The 18,662-nt window shown below is 70.7% G+C and carries 17 protein-coding genes; 13 read left to right on the top strand and 4 right to left on the bottom strand.

The annotated features are described in order from the left end of the window. Window positions 1-170 precede the first annotated feature (170 nt). The 5 genes from H295_RS0112825 to H295_RS44750 all read left to right on the top strand — a co-directional run bounded on the left by H295_RS0112825 (window position 171) and on the right by H295_RS44750 (window position 6,736). Complete coding sequence (locus tag H295_RS0112825) at window positions 171-1,220, top strand: LCP family protein (protein ID WP_106960831.1); 1,050 nt, start codon at window positions 171-173, stop codon at window positions 1,218-1,220. A gap of 130 nt (window positions 1,221-1,350) precedes the next feature. Next, the gene (locus tag H295_RS0112820) at window positions 1,351-2,760 is read left to right on the top strand and encodes an FG-GAP and VCBS repeat-containing protein (RefSeq protein WP_020135762.1); all 1,410 of its coding nucleotides are present in this window, start codon (window positions 1,351-1,353) and stop codon (window positions 2,758-2,760) included. A 137-nt stretch (window positions 2,761-2,897) separates the two neighbouring features. Next, window positions 2,898-3,254 carry a YciI family protein gene (locus tag H295_RS0112815; RefSeq protein WP_020135761.1) on the top strand — a complete coding sequence of 119 codons (357 nt, stop codon included), beginning with the start codon at window positions 2,898-2,900 and terminating at the stop codon, window positions 3,252-3,254. Between the two features lie 46 nt (window positions 3,255-3,300). Next, complete coding sequence (locus tag H295_RS0112810) at window positions 3,301-4,581, top strand: RNA polymerase sigma factor (RefSeq protein ID WP_020135760.1); 1,281 nt, start codon at window positions 3,301-3,303, stop codon at window positions 4,579-4,581. Between the two features lie 112 nt (window positions 4,582-4,693). Next, window positions 4,694-6,736 (top strand): cell wall-binding repeat-containing protein, encoded by a 2,043-nt coding sequence (locus tag H295_RS44750; RefSeq protein WP_234021598.1) that lies wholly within the window; start codon window positions 4,694-4,696, stop codon window positions 6,734-6,736. Here H295_RS44750 and H295_RS0112800 read toward each other — a convergent pair. Further along, window positions 6,714-7,910, bottom strand: a complete 1,197-nt coding sequence (locus H295_RS0112800; protein ID WP_020135758.1) for a class I SAM-dependent methyltransferase — start codon at window positions 7,908-7,910, stop codon at window positions 6,714-6,716. The genes H295_RS44750 and H295_RS0112800 overlap by 23 nt on opposite strands. Before the next feature lie 129 nt (window positions 7,911-8,039). On the opposite strand from H295_RS0112800, the gene H295_RS0112795 reads away from it, so the two are divergent. The 4 genes from H295_RS0112795 to groL all read left to right on the top strand — a co-directional run bounded on the left by H295_RS0112795 (window position 8,040) and on the right by groL (window position 12,112). Then, the gene (locus H295_RS0112795; RefSeq protein ID WP_020135757.1) at window positions 8,040-8,966 is read left to right on the top strand and encodes a polysaccharide deacetylase family protein; all 927 of its coding nucleotides are present in this window, start codon (window positions 8,040-8,042) and stop codon (window positions 8,964-8,966) included. Beyond that, on the top strand, window positions 8,963-9,757 hold the full coding sequence (locus tag H295_RS0112790; protein WP_020135756.1) for a polysaccharide deacetylase family protein: 795 nt from the start codon (window positions 8,963-8,965) through the stop codon (window positions 9,755-9,757). The genes H295_RS0112795 and H295_RS0112790 overlap by 4 nt, the downstream gene beginning before the upstream one ends. A gap of 302 nt (window positions 9,758-10,059) precedes the next feature. Next, window positions 10,060-10,368, top strand: a complete 309-nt coding sequence (gene groES, locus H295_RS0112785) for a co-chaperone GroES (protein ID WP_013001368.1) — start codon at window positions 10,060-10,062, stop codon at window positions 10,366-10,368. A gap of 118 nt (window positions 10,369-10,486) precedes the next feature. Next, window positions 10,487-12,112 (top strand): chaperonin GroEL, encoded by a 1,626-nt coding sequence (groL, locus tag H295_RS0112780; RefSeq protein ID WP_020135755.1) that lies wholly within the window; start codon window positions 10,487-10,489, stop codon window positions 12,110-12,112. 86 nt (window positions 12,113-12,198) lie between these two features. Here the strand turns inward: groL and H295_RS0112775 are convergent, their stop codons facing one another. Further along, window positions 12,199-12,888 carry an ester cyclase gene (locus tag H295_RS0112775; RefSeq protein WP_020135754.1) on the bottom strand — a complete coding sequence of 230 codons (690 nt, stop codon included), beginning with the start codon at window positions 12,886-12,888 and terminating at the stop codon, window positions 12,199-12,201. Between the two features lie 104 nt (window positions 12,889-12,992). Further along, window positions 12,993-13,766, bottom strand: a complete 774-nt coding sequence (locus H295_RS0112770) for an SDR family NAD(P)-dependent oxidoreductase (RefSeq protein WP_028809307.1) — start codon at window positions 13,764-13,766, stop codon at window positions 12,993-12,995. A 91-nt stretch (window positions 13,767-13,857) separates the two neighbouring features. Here H295_RS0112770 and H295_RS0112765 point away from each other — a divergent pair, with 91 nt between their 5' ends. Then, a complete protein-coding gene (locus H295_RS0112765; RefSeq protein ID WP_020135752.1) occupies window positions 13,858-14,757 on the top strand; it encodes a LysR family transcriptional regulator in 900 nt (299 codons plus the stop codon). Between the two features lie 43 nt (window positions 14,758-14,800). Here H295_RS0112765 and H295_RS0112760 read toward each other — a convergent pair whose 3' ends face one another. After that, window positions 14,801-15,127 (bottom strand): WhiB family transcriptional regulator, encoded by a 327-nt coding sequence (locus H295_RS0112760; protein ID WP_007384136.1) that lies wholly within the window; start codon window positions 15,125-15,127, stop codon window positions 14,801-14,803. Between the two features lie 381 nt (window positions 15,128-15,508). Here H295_RS0112760 and H295_RS0112755 point away from each other — a divergent pair, with 381 nt between their 5' ends. The 3 genes from H295_RS0112755 (at window position 15,509) to guaB (ending at window position 18,659) form a co-directional block, all read left to right on the top strand. Further along, window positions 15,509-16,120, top strand: a complete 612-nt coding sequence (locus H295_RS0112755; protein WP_003948568.1) for a response regulator transcription factor — start codon at window positions 15,509-15,511, stop codon at window positions 16,118-16,120. Between the two features lie 285 nt (window positions 16,121-16,405). Continuing rightward, entirely contained in the window at window positions 16,406-16,993 is a 588-nt protein-coding gene (locus tag H295_RS0112750) for a sigma-70 family RNA polymerase sigma factor (RefSeq protein ID WP_007384137.1), read from the top strand. Window positions 16,994-17,156: 163 nt separating this feature from the next. Continuing rightward, window positions 17,157-18,659 (top strand): IMP dehydrogenase, encoded by a 1,503-nt coding sequence (guaB, locus tag H295_RS0112745; protein ID WP_028809306.1) that lies wholly within the window; start codon window positions 17,157-17,159, stop codon window positions 18,657-18,659. The last annotated feature ends 3 nt before the right edge of the window (window positions 18,660-18,662 follow it).

The following is an 18,662-nucleotide window of genomic DNA, read 5'->3' as shown; positions in this document are numbered from 1 at the left end:
CCAGGGAGGACGTCCCGCGCCCCCGCGGATCCGAAGCCAGTCGACTTCGAGACCGAAACTTTCGGGGCCTCCGTGGGGCCCGTGACACCGGGATGAGAAGTCTGAGAATTTCCGAAGTAATGGGGTCTCGAGGTTCCTGCCCGTAATAATTCGGACTTACGTTCTTGCCCGTGACGGGACAGAACGGGGACGGGGACGCCGGGAGAAGACCAGGCCGGCGGCCGAGGGTGCTGAAGGTCGCCGGCCTCGCTTGCGCGGGTCTGCTGGTGGTGGGCGCGGGGGCGGCCGGCTGGGCCTACTGGCATCTCAACAACAACATCAAGAGCGTCGACATCAACACCGCGCTCGGCGACGACCGGCCCCCCAGGGCGACCCCGACCCCCGCACCCTCCGCCACCACGGCCGCCCTCCCCACCGAGGCCGTCAACATCCTGGTCCTCGGCTCCGACTCGCGCAGCGGCAAGGAGAACAAGGCGCTCGGCGGCGGCGACAGCACCGGCGCCCGCTCCGACACCGCGATGGTCGTGCACGTCGACGCCGGACGCACCGGGGCCACGATCGTCAGCATCCCCCGCGACACCCTCGTCACCCGCCCCTCCTGCCCCCTCGAGAGCGGCGGCTCCTCCGCGGTGGCGTACGGCGCGATGTTCAACAGCGCCTACTCGGTGGGCGGTCCGGTGTGCGCGGTCAAGACCGTCGAGTCGCTCACCGACGTCCGCATGGACCACTACCTCGAGATCGACTTCTCCGGCTTCGCGAAGCTGGTGAACGCCCTCGGCGGGGTCACGGTCACCACGGACGAGGACATCGACGACGACGACAGCCACCTGCACCTGAAGGCGGGCACCCACCACCTGGACGGAAAGACGGCCCTCGCACTCGCCCGCACCCGGCACGGCATAGGCGACGGCAGCGACCTGGGCCGCATAGGCCTCCAGCAGACCCTCGTGAAGGCCCTGCTGGAGCAGATGGCCGCCACGAACCTCCTGACCAGCCCCACCAGGCTGTACACCGTCGCCGACGCGATCACCGGCAGCATCACCACCGACACCGGTCTCGCCTCCCTGTCCGATCTGATCGACCTCGGCGAGAGCCTCAAGGGCCTGCCGAGCGGTGAGGTGAGGACGGTGACCATGCCGGTGGTGCCCGCGCCCTCGAACCCCAACCGGGTGGTGGCCGAGGAGCCCGCGGCGAGCAGGCTGTGGAAGTCCCTCCGCTGAGGCCTCGCGGGGTTCCCGCCGCGTTCCCGCTGACGTGTTCACCGAAAAAACTGGATGACCGCTGCAACCAGCGCGCGTCCAGTGATGTCTGTTGCGGTGACCACACTGCAGTAACCAGGGGGAAACACAGATGTCCAACTCGCGTGCGTACAAAGCCTGGTCCGTGCCGCTGATCGCCGGAGTGCTGGCGCTCGGCGGCATCCCCGCCCTCGCCGGCAGCGCCTCGGCCGCCGAGTCGAAGGCCGTCCAGGACGACTTCAACGGCGACGGCTACAAGGACCTCGCCGTCGGTGCCCCGATCGCCACGATCGGCGGCAAGAAGGGGGCGGGCTACGTCACCGTCATGTACGGCGGCCCGCACGGCCTGACCAAGGACAGCCGGACCATCATCAGCCGTTCCACCAGCGGCATCCCGGGCGATCCCACCGCGGGCGAGAACTTCGGCTACCAGCTGTCCACGGGGGACCTGGACGGCGACGGACGCACCGACCTGATCATCGGGACGGCGGCCTCGAACCGGGACGCGGTCGTCGTCTGGGGATCCAAGGAGGGCCTGTCCGGCGCGGTGTCGGTGCCCGCGGCGACCACCCAGGCGGGCGACTTCGACGGCGACAGCTGGCCGGACCTGGTCCTGTTCCGCGGCGGCCGGGCCCCGGGCGACGACCCGCTCGGCACCGAGGCCACCGTCTGGCGGGGCCCGATCTCCCGGGACGGGAAGCCGACCGCCACGCAGGACTTCGGCTCGCCCAAGGTGGAGCCCTACGACGTGATGTACGCGGCCGCCGGGGACGTCAACGGCGACGGCCGCGACGACCTCGCGCTGACCGTCTACATCGGCGAGGGCGGCGTCGGCTCCCAGCTGTACCTGGCCAACGCTTCCGGAAGCGGCTTCACCTACGTCGACTCCCCTGAGGGCAGCGGCCAGGTGGCCTTCGGCGACGTCAACGGCGACGGCTTCGACGACGTCGTCCGGGGCGTCCCGAACGACTCCTCGGTCACCGTGGCCCTCGGCTCGGCCTCCGGTCTGAAGCCGGCGTCGACCTGGAAGTCGTACAGCCAGGACACCGCGGGAGTCCCGGGCGCCAAGGAGGAGGACGACCGTTTCGGCGACGCGGTGGCCGCCGGTGACGTCAACCACGACGGCTACGCCGACCTGGCCGTGGGCTCGCCCGGCGAGAAGCTCGGCGACAAGCAGGGCGCGGGCATGGTCAACGTTCTCTACGGTGGCCGCGACGGCCTGACCGGCACCGGCTCCCAGGGCTTCACCCAGGACACGGACGGCGTTCCCGGAGCCGTGGAGTCGGGCGACAACTTCGGTGGCTCGGTCAGCGTCCTCGACATCAACGGCAACGCCTACGCGGACCTCGCGGCGGCGGCGCCCGGCGAGAACCGGGTCGAGGGCGCGAACGCCGGCGAAGGCGCGGTGTGGTCGCTGCGCGGCCGTCCGACCGGCATCGTGACGGACGCCGCGTTCACCTTCGGACCCCGCACGGTCGGGGCCCCGGTCGACAGGGCGACCTTCGGCGGCTCGCTGTCGTAGCAGGTCAGGCCGATGATGGAGGGCCCGGGAGAAATTCTCCGAAGAAATTCTCGGAGTCTGTCGATCCCGGGCCCTTCCGATCGACGCACTGGTGAGAGGCCGGGAAGGACCGGCCCCGCAGCGACCGAGGAGTCACCATGCCGCGTTACCTGTCGATGGTCCAGATCGACGAGAAGACCGCCCCCGCCGAGGGCCCCTCCGAAGCCCTGATGCAGCGCATGGGCGAGCTGATCGAGGAGATGACGAAGGCCGGGGTGCTCCTCGACACCGCCGGGCTCACGCCGACCGCCCAGGGGGCCCGGGTCCGCTGGGAGAAGGGTGAGCTGTCGGTGACCGACGGGCCCTTCACCGAGGCCAAGGAGGTCGTCGGCGGGTACGCGATCGTGCAGGCCAAGGACATGGCCGAGGCGATCGAGTGGACCAAGCGCTTCCTGAAGGTCCACGAGGAGCACTGGACGGTCACCTGCGAGGTGCGGGAGATCGCCGAGGGCTGAGCCGCTTCCTTGGCTCGGGGACCGCACGGGTGTCGAATGGGGGGCTGTGACCACCTCACAGCCCTCCCGCACCGACGACCGTACCGACGCCCGCACCTCCGTCGAGACCGTCTTCCGTCTGGAGTCGCCCCGGATCATCGCCGGCGTCACCCGGGTCGTCCGGGACGTCGGCATCGCCGAGGAACTCGCCCAGGACGCGCTGGTCGCGGCGCTGGAGCAGTGGCCGCGCGACGGCGTCCCGGACAACCCGGGCGCCTGGCTCATGGCCATCGCGCGGCGCAAGGCCGTGGACCTGGTCCGGCGCCGTGAGAACTACGCCCGCAAGCTGGCCGAGATCGGCCGGGACCTGTCGGAGACCGCCCCGCCCGAGGAGCCGTCCGACCCCGAGGACATCGACGACGACCTGCTCAGGCTCGTCTTCACCACCTGTCACCCGGTGCTGTCCGCGGAGGCCCGCACCGCGCTCACCCTGCGTCTGCTCGGCGGCCTGACCACCCCGGAGATCGCCCGCGCCTTCCTCGTCCCGGAGGCCACGGTCGCCCAGCGGATCGTGCGCGCCAAGCGGACCCTCGCCACGAAGAACATCGCCTTCGAGGTGCCCTACGGCCCCGACCGCGAGGCCCGCCTCGGCTCGGTCCTGGACGTCATCTACCTGATCTTCAACGAGGGGTACGCGGCCACCGCCGGCGACGACTGGCTGCGCCCCTCCCTGTGCGAGGACGCCCTGCGCCTCGCCCGGCTGCTGTCCGCCCTGATGCCCAAGGAACCCGAAGTGCACGGCCTGGCCGCCCTGTTGGAGTTCCAGGCCTCCCGGACGGCCGCCCGCACCGGGCCGCGCGGCGAACCCGTCCTCCTCAAGGACCAGAACCGCAGCCGCTGGAACCGCATGCTCGTCGCCCGCGGCATCAGGGCCCTCAGCCGCGCGGAGGCCACTGCCGTCGGCGCCCCCGGCCCCTACGTCCTCCAGGCCGGCATCGCCGCCTGCCACGCGCACGCGTACTCCTACGAGGAGACCGACTGGCGGGCCATCGCCACCCTCTACGCCCTGCTCGCCGCCCGCGCCCCCTCCCCGGTCGTCGAACTCAACCGCGCGGTCGCCGTCTCGATGGCCGAGGGTCCGGCCCCGGCCCTGGAGATCGTCGACACCCTCACCGGCGAACCCGCCCTGCACGACTACCACTTGCTGCCGAGCGTCCGCGGCGACCTCCTGGCCCGCCTCGGCCGTACGACGGAGGCCCGGGCCGAGTTCGAACGCGCGGCCGCGCTGACCCGCAACGAACGCGAGCGGGAGCTGCTCCTGGAGCGGGCCAGGGAATGTGGATCTTGACCTGAATTCGCACAGGCGTTTACCAGTAACTCAGTTCCCCTGTGTTTCCTTGCGAATTAAAGTGACACGGCCCCCTGTACGGGGGCTGTGAATCCCATGGGGGGACGACAACTTGAGACAGACCATGCGCCGCCGTGCCGCGGCGCTCACGACCGCGGCGGCCCTCGCCGCGGTGGGCACCCTGGCCGCCGCGCCCGGCGCCACCGCCGACGACGCGGGCCCCTGGCCCGGCACCGAGGGCCGGATCCTGACCGACGGGCCGGTGCTCGTCGACACCGTCACCGGCAAGCAGACCGCGGTGCCCAACACCGGCGGCTGGTATGCCGCCTGGGCCCCGGACGGCAGCCGGCTGGTGACCTCCTGGAGCCAGATCACCAGCATCCGCCCCAGCGGCGGCTCGAAGTTCGACCTGCCCTGGGCGGAGGGCATGCGCTCCAGCGCCCAGTACCAGGACCTCGCCTTCTGGTGGGGCGGTCGTTACGTCGTCTTCTCGACCGGCGGCCAGCTCGCCTACGGCCCCTCCGACGCCTCCTGGGCACCCCGCCCGCTGCTGTCCTCGGCCCTGGAGCCGTCCACCGTCTGCGACACCGACCCGACGGTGAGCCCGTCCGGCACGGTCGCCTTCGAACGCCGTATCAACTACGGCTGCTACGACAACGCCGGCGTGTACGTCTACGACCCGACGGCCAAGACGGTCAAGCGGGTCCTCGCCGACGCCGGGCAGCCCGCCTACTCGCCCGACGGCACCAAGCTGGCCTTCGTCCGCAAGGACGCCGACGGCAAGCAGCAGATCTTCACGGCCAAGGCCGACGGCACCGACGTCAAGCAGCTCACCACCGGCCCCGGTTACGTGGCCAACCCGTCCTGGTCGCCGACCGGCAAGCGCATCGTCTTCGACGCGCACACCACGGGCGACAGCTCCGACGTGCAGACCACCGAGTACGCCGACCTGGCCACCGGTGAGCGCACGGCCGTCCCGGGCACCCCGCAGGGCAGCAACCCGAGCTGGCAGCCGCTGCGCAAGAACAACACCGCCCGGATCTGGGGCTCCGGCAGCACCCCGACCCCCGTTGCGGCCTCCCGCTGGACCTGGAACAAGGTCGGACAGCACGCGCCGGGCCTGATGGACGCCAAGGCGGCCGTGCTGACCAACCAGGACAGCACCGCGTACTCGCTGACGGCGCCCGCGCTGGCCGGCAAGAAGCAGGGGCCGGTCCTGGCGACGCCGAAGGGCGGGCTGTCGGCGGCGGTGAAGGCCGAGCTGAAGCGGGTGCTGAAGCGGGGCGCCAACGTCTATCTCCTCGGCTCCACGTCCGTCCTGAGCTCGACGGTCACCTCCCAGGTGAAGGCCCTCGGCTTCACGCCCAAGCGGCTGACCGGCGCGGACCGCTTCGCCACCTCGGTGGCCGTGGCCAAGACCATCACCACCAGCCCGAAGTACGTCTTCCTGGCCTCGGGCACCGACGCCTACGCGTCCCTCCCGGCGGCCGCCGCGGCCGGTGCCGACGGCACGGGCAGCGCGGGCGGTCTGGTCCTCACCAACGGCAAGTCGCTGACGTCGTCGGTGAAGTCGTACCTCAACGGCCTCAACCCGAACAAGACCATGGTCATCCCGGTGGGTGCGGACGCCCGGTACGCGCTGACCCACACGAACTTCTCCCGGTGGCCCTCCACCTACTCGTACTACCCGATCTCGGGGAAGACGAGGGCAGCCCTCTCGGTGGCCGTCGCGAAGTTCTGGTGGAGCACGCCGAGCAACGTGGCTCTCGCCTACTCCGGTTCCTGGCGCGACGGACTGTCGGCGGCCGGGGCGATGAACGTCTTCGGGCCGGTGCTGTGGACCTCCCGCGCCTCCCTCTCGTCCGAGCTGACGAGCTATCTGCTGCGTGAGTCCGCGAGCACCAACACCGTGGTCGCCTTCGGCGGTACGGGCAACCTCTCGGCAAGCACCCTCGGTTCGGCGGGCGCCTCGGTCGCCGCGAACAGCGCCCAGGTCGTCTACACGCCGTTCCGCAACGGCGACGAGCCGGCGAGCAGCCGGGCCGCCGCCCTGCGCACCGGCGCCGACGCGACCCTGAACGCCACCGCGGCGCGGACCGGCCCGGTCGGCGCCGACCCGCACCTGGAGCAGCTCAGGACGGTCCAGCACCAGTGACGGCCCTCGCGGGGGCACCGACCAGCATCGTCGGCGCCCCCGCGACCCGCGTCAGGAACACCGTCACCGCGTTCGTGCCCTGGGGCTTCGGCAGCGCCTTGCGCCGCAGCTCCTCCGGCTCGACGGCCGACCCCCGCTTCTTCACGGTCAGGATCCCGACCTCCCGCTCCCGCAGCAGCGCCTTCAACTTCTTGACGTTGAAGGGGAGCCGGTCGGTGATCTCGTACGCCGTCGCGTAGGGCGTCTCGCGCAGGGCGTCCGCGGTGATGTAGGCGATGGTGGGGTCGATCAGTCCGCCGTCGAGCTCCTCGGCCACCTCGGCGACCAGATGGGCCCGGATGACGGCACCGTCCGGCTCGTACAAGTACCGCCCCACGGAACGGACTTCGGGGTCGGGCAGCCCCCGGCCGAGCAGGGTCTGCGGTCCCGGCAGCAGGGTGGCCCGTACGGCGCCCGGGGTGCCGCCGAACCACAGCACGGCCTCCTTCACGTCCCCGCCGTCGGAGATCCACTCCGCCTCGGCCTCCCCGGGGACCGCTTCGTGCGGGATGCCGGGGGCCACCTTCAGTGCCGCGTGCGGGGCGCCGAGGGCCGCCTGGACGGCCCAGGAGAGCGGGGGCGAGTAGGCCTCCGGGTCGAAGATGCGCCCGCGTTTGGTGGAGCGCCGGGCCGGGTCCACGAACACGGCGTCGTACGCGGCCGTGTCGACCTCCGTGACGTCCGCCTCCCGCACCTCGATCAGGTCGGCGAGGCCCAGCGCGTCCGCGTTCGCCCGCGCGGCCGCCGCGGTCAGCGGGTCCCGGTCCACCGCGAGGACACGGATCCCGGCCCGGGCCAGGGCCACGGCGTCTCCGCCGATCCCGCAGCACAGGTCCGCGACGGAGGTCACCCCCATCGCCCGGAAGCGCTCGGCCCGGTAGGCCGCGACACTCGCCCGCGTCGACTGCTCCACGCCGTTCGGCGTGAAGAACATCCGCCCCGCGTCCTCGGCCCCGAACTTCGCCACCGCCCGCTGCCGCAGCCGCGCCTGGCCGAGCGCTGCGGAGACCAGTTCGGCCGGGTGCTCGCGGCGCAGCCGGGTGGCGACGGCGAGCTCGTCGGCGGGGGCGGTGCCGCGCACGGAGTCGAGGAGGGCGCGGCCCTCGGGGGTGAGGAGGGGGGCGAGGTCGTTCACCGGGTCATTGTGGGCCAGTCGGTGGACGGCGTGCTCCCCGGTGGCGGTGTCGACCCGGGACCAGGGGGGTGACCTGCGAGGATCCGGCCCATGCGAACGGTGGGACAAAAGTATAAAAACAGTGCATTGATGGTGTCGCTCCGCAGCGGACTCGTCCTGCTGGCCGTGGCCGCCCTGGTCTCCGGCTGCGCCGAGCGGACCGGAACCGACTCCCGGCACCCGCAGGCCGGCACCCGGGCAGGTCAACCCCTGAAGGCGCCCCCGGCCCCGGCCGCCGACCTCGCCGACGTCCAGGCCGACAAGACCCGCATCCGCGCCGCCGAGTTCCGCGCCGAGCAGGCCCGCATCGCCGCCGCCAGGCGCTGGGGCCTGAAGCGGGTCCCGCTCACGGCGCCGCCCGCCCCCGCGCAGAAGCCCCGCATCACCACCCGCCGGGGCTTCGAGGTCGACGGCCACGAGGAGGACGGGCTCCCACCGGTCTTCACCACGATCCCCACCGACCGGAAGATCGTCTTCCTGACCATCGACGACGGCGCCGAGAAGGACCCCGCCTTCCTGCGGATGGCGACCGAACTGAACCTCCCGTACACGGCCTTCCTCAGCGACTACCTGATCAGGAACGACTACGGCTACTTCGCGAGGATGCGGGATCGCGGGGTGGCGCTCGACAACCACACCCTCCACCACCCCTACCTGCCCGCACTGTCGTACGCCCGCCAGAAGCACGAGATCTGCGGGATGCAGGACGTCATCGAGAAGCGCTACGGCACCCGGCCCCGGCTCTTCCGCCCGCCCTACGGCAACTACAACGAGGACACCCTGCGCGCGGCGAAGTCCTGCGGGGTGCGGTACGCGCCGATCTGGAACGAGGAGGTCTTCGCCGACCACTGGGAGTACCGCGAGACGGACCAGGACATCCACCCCGGCGACATCGTGCTCAGCCACTTCCGGGGACGCTCGGACGGCAAGGGCACCATGCCCGACATGGTCCGTCGCTTCCTGGACAAGGTCACGGCCGAGGGATACGCCGTCGCGCGCCTGGAGGACTACCTGTGAGACCGCGGGCCCTGGTCGCCGTCTCACTGGCGGCCGCACTGCTCACCGGGTGCGCCCAGTCCGTCGACCCCATCGAACGGCTGGGCCGCAAGGCCGCGCAACGCGTGGGCTCCTACGGCCCGCCCGGCGCCGACGGACGCCCCTACCGCCACTGGGGCCTCACCGCCCCGCTGCCCGCGCCCCCGCGCCGGCCGGCCCGCCCGCTGCCGGCGGACCCGGGCGGCCCGCTCCCGGTGGTGAAACGGGTGCCGACGACCGACAAGGTCGTCTTCCTCACCTACGACGACGGCGCCGAGCGGGACCCGCGCTTCGTCGACCTGGTCCGTGAACTGCGGCTCCCGGTCAGCATGTTCCTCACCAACAGCGTGGTCGGGCCCGGGTACGGCCACTTCGCCCGCCTCCAGTCGGTCGGCGCGAGCATCCAGAACCACACCCTCGACCACCCCGCCCTGCGCGGCCTGCCCTACGCCGGCCAGCGCGCCGAGATCTGCGGCCAGCAGGAGAAACTCCACGCCCGCTTCGGAATCCGCCCCCGCCTGTTCCGCCCGCCCTACGGCACGTACGACACCACGACCCGCCGTGCGGCGACCGACTGCGGCCTGTCGGCCCTCGTCCTGTGGAGCGTCTCGGTACAGGGCCATGCCCTGGAGTATCCGCTGCGCCCGGGGGACGTCATCGCGGTGGCCTCGGGCGAGGAACAGGGCCCGAGCCTGACGGAACGCACGACGACGGTGCTGAGGGAGATCGAGAGGCGGGGCCTGACGGTCGCCAAGCTGGAGGACTACCTGTAGCGAATCCAGCCCGTCCGGCGTTTGAGGACGAGGCCCTTCGGGGCCGAAGCGGGGGTCTGGGGGCGGCAGCCCCCAGGGACGCCCACCCCCACGCACCCGCACCCGACACGGCACAGCCGGCGCAGCGAATTGGCACTCCGCTTGACCGAGTGCTAATCGCAGTCATAGTCTCGGCTCTGGCACTCCGCAGGTGAGAGTGCCAACACAGCGACGGGCAGGTCCGGCACCCGCGACGACGGATCCACCTGGTCGCCACCTCAGACAGTTAACCCCGTGAGATCTCCGAAGGGGGAGGTCGGATCGTGACGACCACCAGCTCCAAGGTTGCCATCAAGCCGCTCGAGGACCGCATCGTGGTCCAGCCGCTCGACGCCGAGCAGACCACCGCCTCTGGCCTGGTCATTCCGGACACCGCGAAGGAGAAGCCCCAGGAGGGCGTCATCCTCGCCGTGGGTCCGGGCCGCTTCGAGAACGGCGAGCGCCTGCCGCTCGACGTGAAGGTCGGCGACATCGTGCTGTACAGCAAGTACGGCGGCACCGAGGTGAAGTACAACGGCGAGGAGTACCTCGTCCTCTCGTCCCGCGACGTGCTCGCGGTCATCGAGAAGTAAGACACCTCAAGCACATTTGCTTGTGAGCTGCGCCCCGGGCCCCCGCCACCATATGAAGCCGGGCGTCTGGGGCGCAGTTCGTTTCACCCACATTTTCCGAGAGGGCTGAACCGCTCCCATGGCGAAGATCCTGAAGTTCGACGAGGACGCCCGTCGCGCCCTCGAGCGCGGCGTCAACAAGCTTGCCGACACGGTCAAGGTGACGATCGGCCCCAAGGGCCGCAACGTCGTCATCGACAAGAAGTTCGGCGCTCCCACCATCACCAACGACGGTGTCACGATCGCCCGCGAGGTCGAGATCGAGGACCCGTACGAGAACCTCGGCGCCCAGCTGGTGAAGGAGGTGGCGACCAAGACCAACGACATCGCGGGTGACGGCACCACCACCGCCACCGTGCTCGCCCAGGCGCTGGTGCGCGAGGGCCTGAAGAACGTCGCCGCGGGTGCCTCCCCGGCCGCCCTGAAGAAGGGCATCGACGCCGCCGTCGCCGCCATCTCCGAGGACCTCCTCGCGACGGCCCGCCCGATCGACGAGAAGTCAGACATCGCCGCCGTGGCCGCGCTGTCCGCCCAGGACTCGCAGGTCGGCGAGCTCATCGCCGAGGCGATGGACAAGGTCGGCAAGGACGGTGTCATCACCGTCGAGGAGTCCAACACCTTCGGTCTGGAGCTGGACTTCACCGAGGGCATGGCCTTCGACAAGGGCTACCTGTCCCCGTACATGGTCTCCGACCAGGAGCGTATGGAGGCCGTCCTCGACGACCCGTACATCCTGATCAACCAGGGCAAGATCTCCTCCATCCAGGACCTGCTGCCGCTGCTCGAGAAGGTCATCCAGTCGGGTGCCTCCAAGCCGCTGCTGATCATCGCCGAGGACGTCGAGGGCGAGGCCCTGTCGACCCTGGTCGTGAACAAGATCCGCGGCACCTTCAACGCGGTCGCGGTCAAGGCCCCCGGCTTCGGTGACCGCCGCAAGGCGATGCTCCAGGACCTGGCGACCCTCACCGGCGCCGAGGTCATCTCCGAGGAGGTCGGCCTCAAGCTCGACCAGGTCGGCCTGGACGTGCTGGGCACCGCCCGCCGTGTCACGGTCACCAAGGACGACACCACGGTCGTCGACGGCGCCGGCGACTCCGCCGCCGTCGCGGGCCGCGTCGCCCAGATCAAGGCCGAGATCGAGAACACCGACTCCGACTGGGACCGCGAGAAGCTCCAGGAGCGCCTCGCGAAGCTGGCCGGCGGCGTGTGCGTGATCAAGGTCGGCGCCGCCACCGAGGTGGAGCTGAAGGAGAAGAAGCACCGTCTGGAGGACGCCATCTCCGCGACCCGCGCCGCGGTCGAGGAGGGCATCGTCTCCGGTGGTGGCTCCGCTCTGGTCCACGCCGCCAAGGTGCTCGAGGGCGGCCTCGGCAAGACCGGCGACGAGGCCACCGGTGTCGCCGTCGTCCGCAAGGCCGTCGTCGAGCCGCTGCGCTGGATCGCCGAGAACGCGGGCCTCGAGGGCTACGTCATCACCTCCAAGGTCGCCGAGCTCGACAAGGGCCAGGGCTTCAACGCCGCGACCGGCGAGTACGGCGACCTGGTCAAGGCCGGCGTCATCGACCCGGTCAAGGTCACCCGCTCCGCCCTGGAGAACGCCGCCTCCATCGCCTCCCTCCTCCTGACGACCGAGACCCTGGTCGTCGAGAAGAAGGAAGAGGAGGAGCCGGCCGCCGCCGGGCACGGCCACGGCCACTCCCACTGAGCGCACCGCTCGTAAGGAGGCCCCCGTTCCCCGCGTCGTGCGGAGAACGGGGGCTTTCCCCTTCGCGGGTCACCGGCTCCCCGTGCTCAGTCCCCGAGTACCCCCAGCTGCTCCATCAGGCCGGCCCGGTCGTACTCCCACCAGCCCTCGCAGATCCTGCCGTCCCGGAACCGGTGCCAGGTGGTCCCGGTCATGGTCACGTTCTGCCCGGTCGCCGGGATCCCCACGAAGTCGCCGGTGTGCTTCCCGGCCCACGCCCAACGGGTGCACACCCGGTCGTCCTGGGCGATCTGGTCGTCCACCCGGAAACTGAAGACGAAGGCCCGCCGCCACCCTTCGTACTCCTCCCGGGCGCCCGCCAGCCGCAGATCCTCCGCGTTGGCGGGGTCGTGGTCGAGGTAGTCCTCGTCGAACCGCTGGAACAGTTCCGCGGTCCCACTGCGCCCGGCCCGCTCGAAGAACTCCCGTGCGACGACCGCGTTCAGCCGCTCGTCCCGCACCACGTCGAGGTCCATGAAGGTGGGCGGCGCGTCGCACAGCGCGACCATCTCCCGGGCGATCCGTTCGGTCTCCGGCAGCCCGGAGTTGCGCATCGCCTCCTCGTACGACGGGAACTCCACGATCTCCACGAAGTGCGACGCGTCGGCCCGGTCCTTCCCGATGGTGGCGTGCGTCGCCGTCCGCTTTCCGTTGGTCTGCTCGACCCAGCTGTCCAAGAGCCGGTTCATCTCGTCGAACCGGCTGGTCCTGCAGTCGATGAGCTGTACGAAGGTCATGCCACACCACCTCCGGCCCCCCTGGGTCCGGTTGGGACATCACCATTGTCCGCCCGTCGGCCCCGGCGCGCCCGGCCCACCGGGGGCAGCTCTGCCGCAGGGCCCTACTGCGGCCCGTACTTCCGCCCGGTCCTCGACGAGACCCCGCCCAGCAACCCCCGGGGCGTCACCTTCACCAACCCCATGAGGGCCTTGTAGCGGGGGTCGGGGATCGACAGGGTCCTGCCGCGGGCCAGGTCGCCCAGGGCCGTCGCGACCAGTTTGTCCGCGTCGAGCCACATCCAGTTCGGGATGTTGTCCGTGCCCATCCCCGCCCGCTGGTGGAACTCGGTGCGGACGAAGCCGGGGCACAGGGCCATCAGGCGCACGCCGGTGCCCGCCAGGTCCTTCGCCGCGCCCTGGGTGAACTGCACGACCCACGCCTTCGAGGCGCCGTAGGTCCCACGAGGGACGAACGCGGCCACCGAGGCGACGTTCACGACACCCCCGCGCCCCCGCTCCCGCATCGCCTCCGACGCCGCCGACGTCAGTCGCAGCACCGCCTCGCAGTGCACCTTGAGCATCTTCAGCTCGTCGGCCATGGAGACGTCGAGATAGCGGCCCTTGTTGCCGAAGCCGGCGTTGTTGATCAGCAGGTCGACGGGGGACTTGCGGTCGGAGAGGCGGGCGGCGACCGTCTCGATGCCGTCGTCCGTGGCCAGGTCGGCGGTGCGGACCTCCACCTCGACGCCGTGCCGGTCGTGGAGTTCGGTCGCCTGTTCCTGGAGCCGCTTGGTGTCGCGGGCCACCAGCACCAGGTTGTGCCCGTCGGACGCGAGCCGTCGTGCGAACGCGGCACCGATGCCCGCGGTCGATCCCGTAATCAATGCCGTTGTCATGGCGCAAGGTTAATGACGGAAACCACTGGGCGAATCATTAGGACGGCCACCGCTTTCGGCGTCGCGTCAAAGAGCCGCTTATCCTCGGACCGTGATCGAGGCCCGCCATCTCCGAGTCCTGCGCGCCGTCGCCGCCACCGGCTCCTTCTCCGCCGCCGGACGGGAACTGGGGTGCACCCAGCCCGCCGTCAGCCAGCAGATGAAGGCCCTGGAGGCGTCGGTGGGCACGCCCCTGGTCGTCCGCAGCGGGCGCGAGATGCGGCTGACGCAGGCGGGCGAGGCCCTGGTGCGGCACGCCGCCGGGATCCTCGCCGGGCTCACGGCGGCCGAGGAGGAGGTCGCCGCGATCGCCGGGCTGCGGGCCGGACGGGTCCGGCTCGTGTCCTTCCCCAGCGGCAGCTCCACCCTGGTCCCCACCGCCCTCGCCGCTTTGCGCGCCGCCCACCCCGGCACCCGGGTCTCCCTGGAGGAGGCCGAACCCCCGCAGTCCGTCCGCCTGTTGCGGGAGGGCGACTGCGACCTCGCGCTCGCCTTCCGCTACCAGGGGGCGGCCCAGGAAGGAGAGTGGGAGGACCTCGTCGTACGGCCCCTGCTCACCGACCGGCTCGTCGCCCTCGTACCGGAGCGGCACCGGCTCGCGCGCGCGGGGTCCGTGGCCATCGGGGAGCTCGCCGGGGAGTCGTGGATCGCCGGATGCCCGCGCTGCCGGGGCCAGTTGGTCGAGGTCTGCGAGAGCGCCGGCTTCACGCCCCGCATCGACTTCGCGACCGACGACTACCCGGCCGTCGTCGGCCTGGTGGGCGCCGGCCTCGGGGTCGCCGTGCTGCCGCAGCTCGCGATCGAGTCCGTACGGCCACGGGGTGCGCGCACGGTGACGCTGGAACCGGCGGTCCGGCGCGAGATCGTCGCGCTCACCCTGCCCGACCTGGCCAGGGTCCCGGCCGTGGCGGCGACGCTGGAGCAGCTCGCGGTCGCGGCGGGACAGAAGTAAAGAAGGGCACGCGTGCGCGTGCCCTTCTAGAAGAAACGTTCCTTCAATTGTTCGATGCGCCGCTCCCGACGGACGACGCCGACACCAGCCGGTGCCTCGCCCGTCCCATGAGCTCCTCGCGCTCGTCCTCGGTCAGCCCGCCCCACACGCCGTACGGCTCTCTTACCGCCAACGCGTGCGCCGCGCACTGCGCGCGCACCGGGCACCTCATGCAGACCTCCTTGGCCGAGTTCTCGCGAGCGCTCCGAGCCGCACCGCGCTCGCCCTCCGGATGGAAGAAGAGCGAGCTGTCCACCCCGCGGCAGGCAGCCAGGAGCTGCCAGTCCCACAGGTCCGCGTTCGGTCCTGGAAGGCGGGAGAAATCTGCCATTGCGTGACCCCTTGTAGCCGTTCTGGGCGGATACGGTGTCCACGACCGTACATCTACGATCTAAGGAGATGAAAATATGACTCATTGCGAATCTAGCCTCAGACACCAGGAAATGGGAAGAAAAGGGTCTGAATGGGGCATGGGTTGTGATGAAACGTTGTGGGTCCGCCGTGCATGTCTGCACCGTGTCCGCACCCTCACGTAGAGTGCCGAAGACAGTGCACAGCCCCGTAACTCTTTCGGGTGACCGTCGTTGAGAGTGCGGAGGCGGTTGAAGCAAGAAGTGCTCGGGCAGGCGTCCGAGACGGTCGACCGCTCAGGTGACGATTTCGTACCAGCCTGGAGGCTCAAGGTGACGTGCATCAGCTGCGGAGGGCGGCCATGACATCCGTCCTCGTCTGCGACGACTCCCCGCTTGCCCGAGAGGCGCTGCGCCGCGCGGTCGCGACCGTGCCCGGTGTCGAGCGCGTGACGACCGCGGCCAACGGCGAGGAAGTCCTCCGCCGCTGGGGCGCGGACCGTTCGGACCTGATTCTGATGGACGTACGCATGCCCGGTCTGGGCGGCGTCGAGACCGTGCGCCGGCTGCTGTCCGCGGACCCCGGCGCGCGCATCATCATGCTGACCGTCGCGGAGGACCTCGACGGGGTCGCCCTCGCGGTGGCCGCGGGAGCCCGGGGCTACCTCCACAAGGACGCCTCGCGCGCGGAGTTGCGCGCCACGGTCACCCAGGCGCTCGCCGACCCGACCTGGCGGCTCGCCCCGCGCCGGCTGCGGTCCGCCGAGATGGGTGCGGCGCCCACGCTCACGGCGCGTGAGATCCAGGTGCTCGAAGGTATGAGCCACGGTCGGTCCAATGCCGAGATCGGCCGGGAGCTGTTCCTGTCCGAGGACACCGTGAAGACGCATGCGCGGCGGCTGTTCAAGAAGCTCGGTGCGTCGGACCGGGCGCACGCCGTGGCACTCGGGTTCCGGTGGGGTCTGGTTCGCTAAGAGCTCGATCGGATCGGTCGTTCGTATTGGTGCGGGCCCGTCGTGGCTGGTCGCGCAGTTCCCCGCGCCCCTGAAGGGGCGCGGTCGAGCGGCCTCTTCGATGCCCCAGTGCTTGTTTCGCGGCGGATGCCGCATCCTTGAGATGTGGAGTCTCTCGGGGACGAGTCGGTCGAGCGGAAGGGGAGGGCGCAGGGTATGGGTTCCGGCGCACCTGCTCATAACGCTTCGGTGCACAACAACCAGCGCGATGCCACGGATCCAACGACGCCAGGGCACCATGGACCGATGCGCGACGACGAGGCGGCTCATCCCCATGGGGCGATCGGTGCGCTCGTCCACAGCGCCGTCGAAGGGGACGAGCAGGCCACGCACGACCTGCTCGCCCATGTCCACCCCCTGGCCCTGCGGTACTGCCGCACCCGTCTGTCCCGTCTCCCGGGCGACGCCCGGCACTTCGTGGAGGACCTCGCGCAGGAGGTCTGCGTAGCCGTCCTCCTCGCCCTGCCGCGCTACCGGGACACCGGGCGCCCCTTCGAGGCGTTCGTCTTCGCCATCGCCGCCCACAAGGTCGCCGACCTCCAGCGGGCCGCCATGCGGCACCCGGGGTCCACGGCGGTCCCGTCCGACGAGATGCCGGAACGCCCCGACGACTCCCTCGGCCCCGAGGAGCGCGCACTGCTCAGCAGTGACGCCGAGTGGGCCAAGAAGCTCCTGGCCAACCTCCCCGAGAACCAGCGCGAGCTGTTGCTGCTGCGCATCGCGGTGGGGTTGACGGCGGAGGAGACGGGTCAGATGTTGGGAATGTCACCCGGTGCGGTCCGAGTGGCCCAGCACCGGGCACTGAGCAGGCTGCGGGCCCTGGCCGAGCAGTAGGACGCGCTGGACAAGGGCGCGCTCCTGAACGGGCGGCGCGCCGTCTCCGTACGAACATACGAAGCCCGGAGCGGGTCCGAACTGTGGAAACGGTGGAATTTGCCACCCTTGCTTCCCGTTAGCATGGACATCCGCACCGATCAAGGCCATTGGGGAAGGTGTCATGACTGCAAACGTCGACGGAGTGCCTGACAAATTCGCGACGCTCGGGCTGACCTACGACGACGTGCTGCTGCTGCCGGGAGCGTCCGAGGTGCTCCCCAACGCGGTCGACACCTCGTCCCGCATCTCCCGCAATGTCCGGGTGAACATCCCCCTGCTGTCCGCCGCCATGGACAAGGTCACCGAGTCCCGCATGGCGATCGCGATGGCCCGCCTCGGCGGCGTCGGCGTGCTGCACCGCAACCTCTCCGTCGAGGACCAGGTCAACCAGGTCGACCTCGTGAAGCGGTCCGAGTCCGGCATGGTCACCGACCCCATCACCGTGCACCCCGAGGCCACCCTCGCCGAGGCCGACGCGCTGTGCGCCAAGTTCCGCATCAGCGGTGTCCCGGTCACCGACCCCGCCGGCAAGCTCCTCGGCATCGTCACGAACCGCGACATGGCCTTCGAGTCGGACCGCAGCCGCCAGGTGCGCGAGGTCATGACGCCGATGCCGCTGGTCACCGGCCAGGTCGGCATCTCCGGCACCGACGCCATGGACCTGCTGCGCCGCCACAAGATCGAGAAGCTGCCGCTGGTCGACGACGCCGGTGTCCTCAAGGGCCTGATCACCGTCAAGGACTTCGTCAAGGCGGAGAAGTACCCCAACGCCGCCAAGGACGCCGAGGGCCGCCTGCTCGTCGGTGCGGCCGTCGGCGCCAGCCCCGAGGCCCTGGAGCGCGCCCAGGCGCTCGCCGAGGCCGGGGTGGACTTCCTGGTCGTCGACACCTCGCACGGCCACAACAGCAACGCGCTGAGCTGGATGGCGAAGATCAAGTCGAGCGTCGGCGTCGACGTCATCGGCGGCAATGTCGCCACCCGCGACGGCGCCCAGGCGCTCATCGACGCCGGTGTCGACGGCATCAAGGTCGGCGTCGGACCGGGCTCCATCTGTACGACCCGAGTCGTCGCCGGTATCGGCGTCCCGCAGGTCACCGCGATCTACGAGGCATCCCTCGCCGCCCGCCCGGCCGGCATCCCGCTGATCGGCGACGGCGGCCTCCAGTACTCCGGCGACATCGGCAAGGCGCTCGCCGCCGGTGCCGACACCGTGATGCTGGGCTCGCTGCTGGCCGGCTGCGAGGAGTCGCCCGGCGAGCTCCAGTTCATCAACGGCAAGCAGTTCAAGTCGTACCGCGGCATGGGCTCGCTCGGTGCCATGCAGTCGCGCGGCCAGGCGAAGTCGTACTCCAAGGACCGCTACTTCCAGGCCGAGGTCGGCTCCGACGACAAGCTCGTGCCCGAGGGCATCGAGGGCCAGGTGCCCTACCGCGGTCCGCTCTCCAGCGTCCTGCACCAGCTCGTCGGCGGTCTGCGCCAGACCATGGGCTACGTGGGCGCGGCCACCATCGACGAGATGGAGTCCAAGGGCCGCTTCGTGCGGATCACCTCGGCGGGCCTCAAGGAGTCGCACCCGCACGACATCCAGATGACGGTCGAGGCGCCGAACTACAGCCGTAAGTAAGTC

The organism is Streptomyces sp. 351MFTsu5.1 (assembly GCF_000383655.1).
Lineage (GTDB): Bacteria > Actinomycetota > Actinomycetes > Streptomycetales > Streptomycetaceae > Streptomyces > Streptomyces griseorubiginosus.
This window is presented reverse-complemented; position numbering and strand designations above follow the sequence as displayed.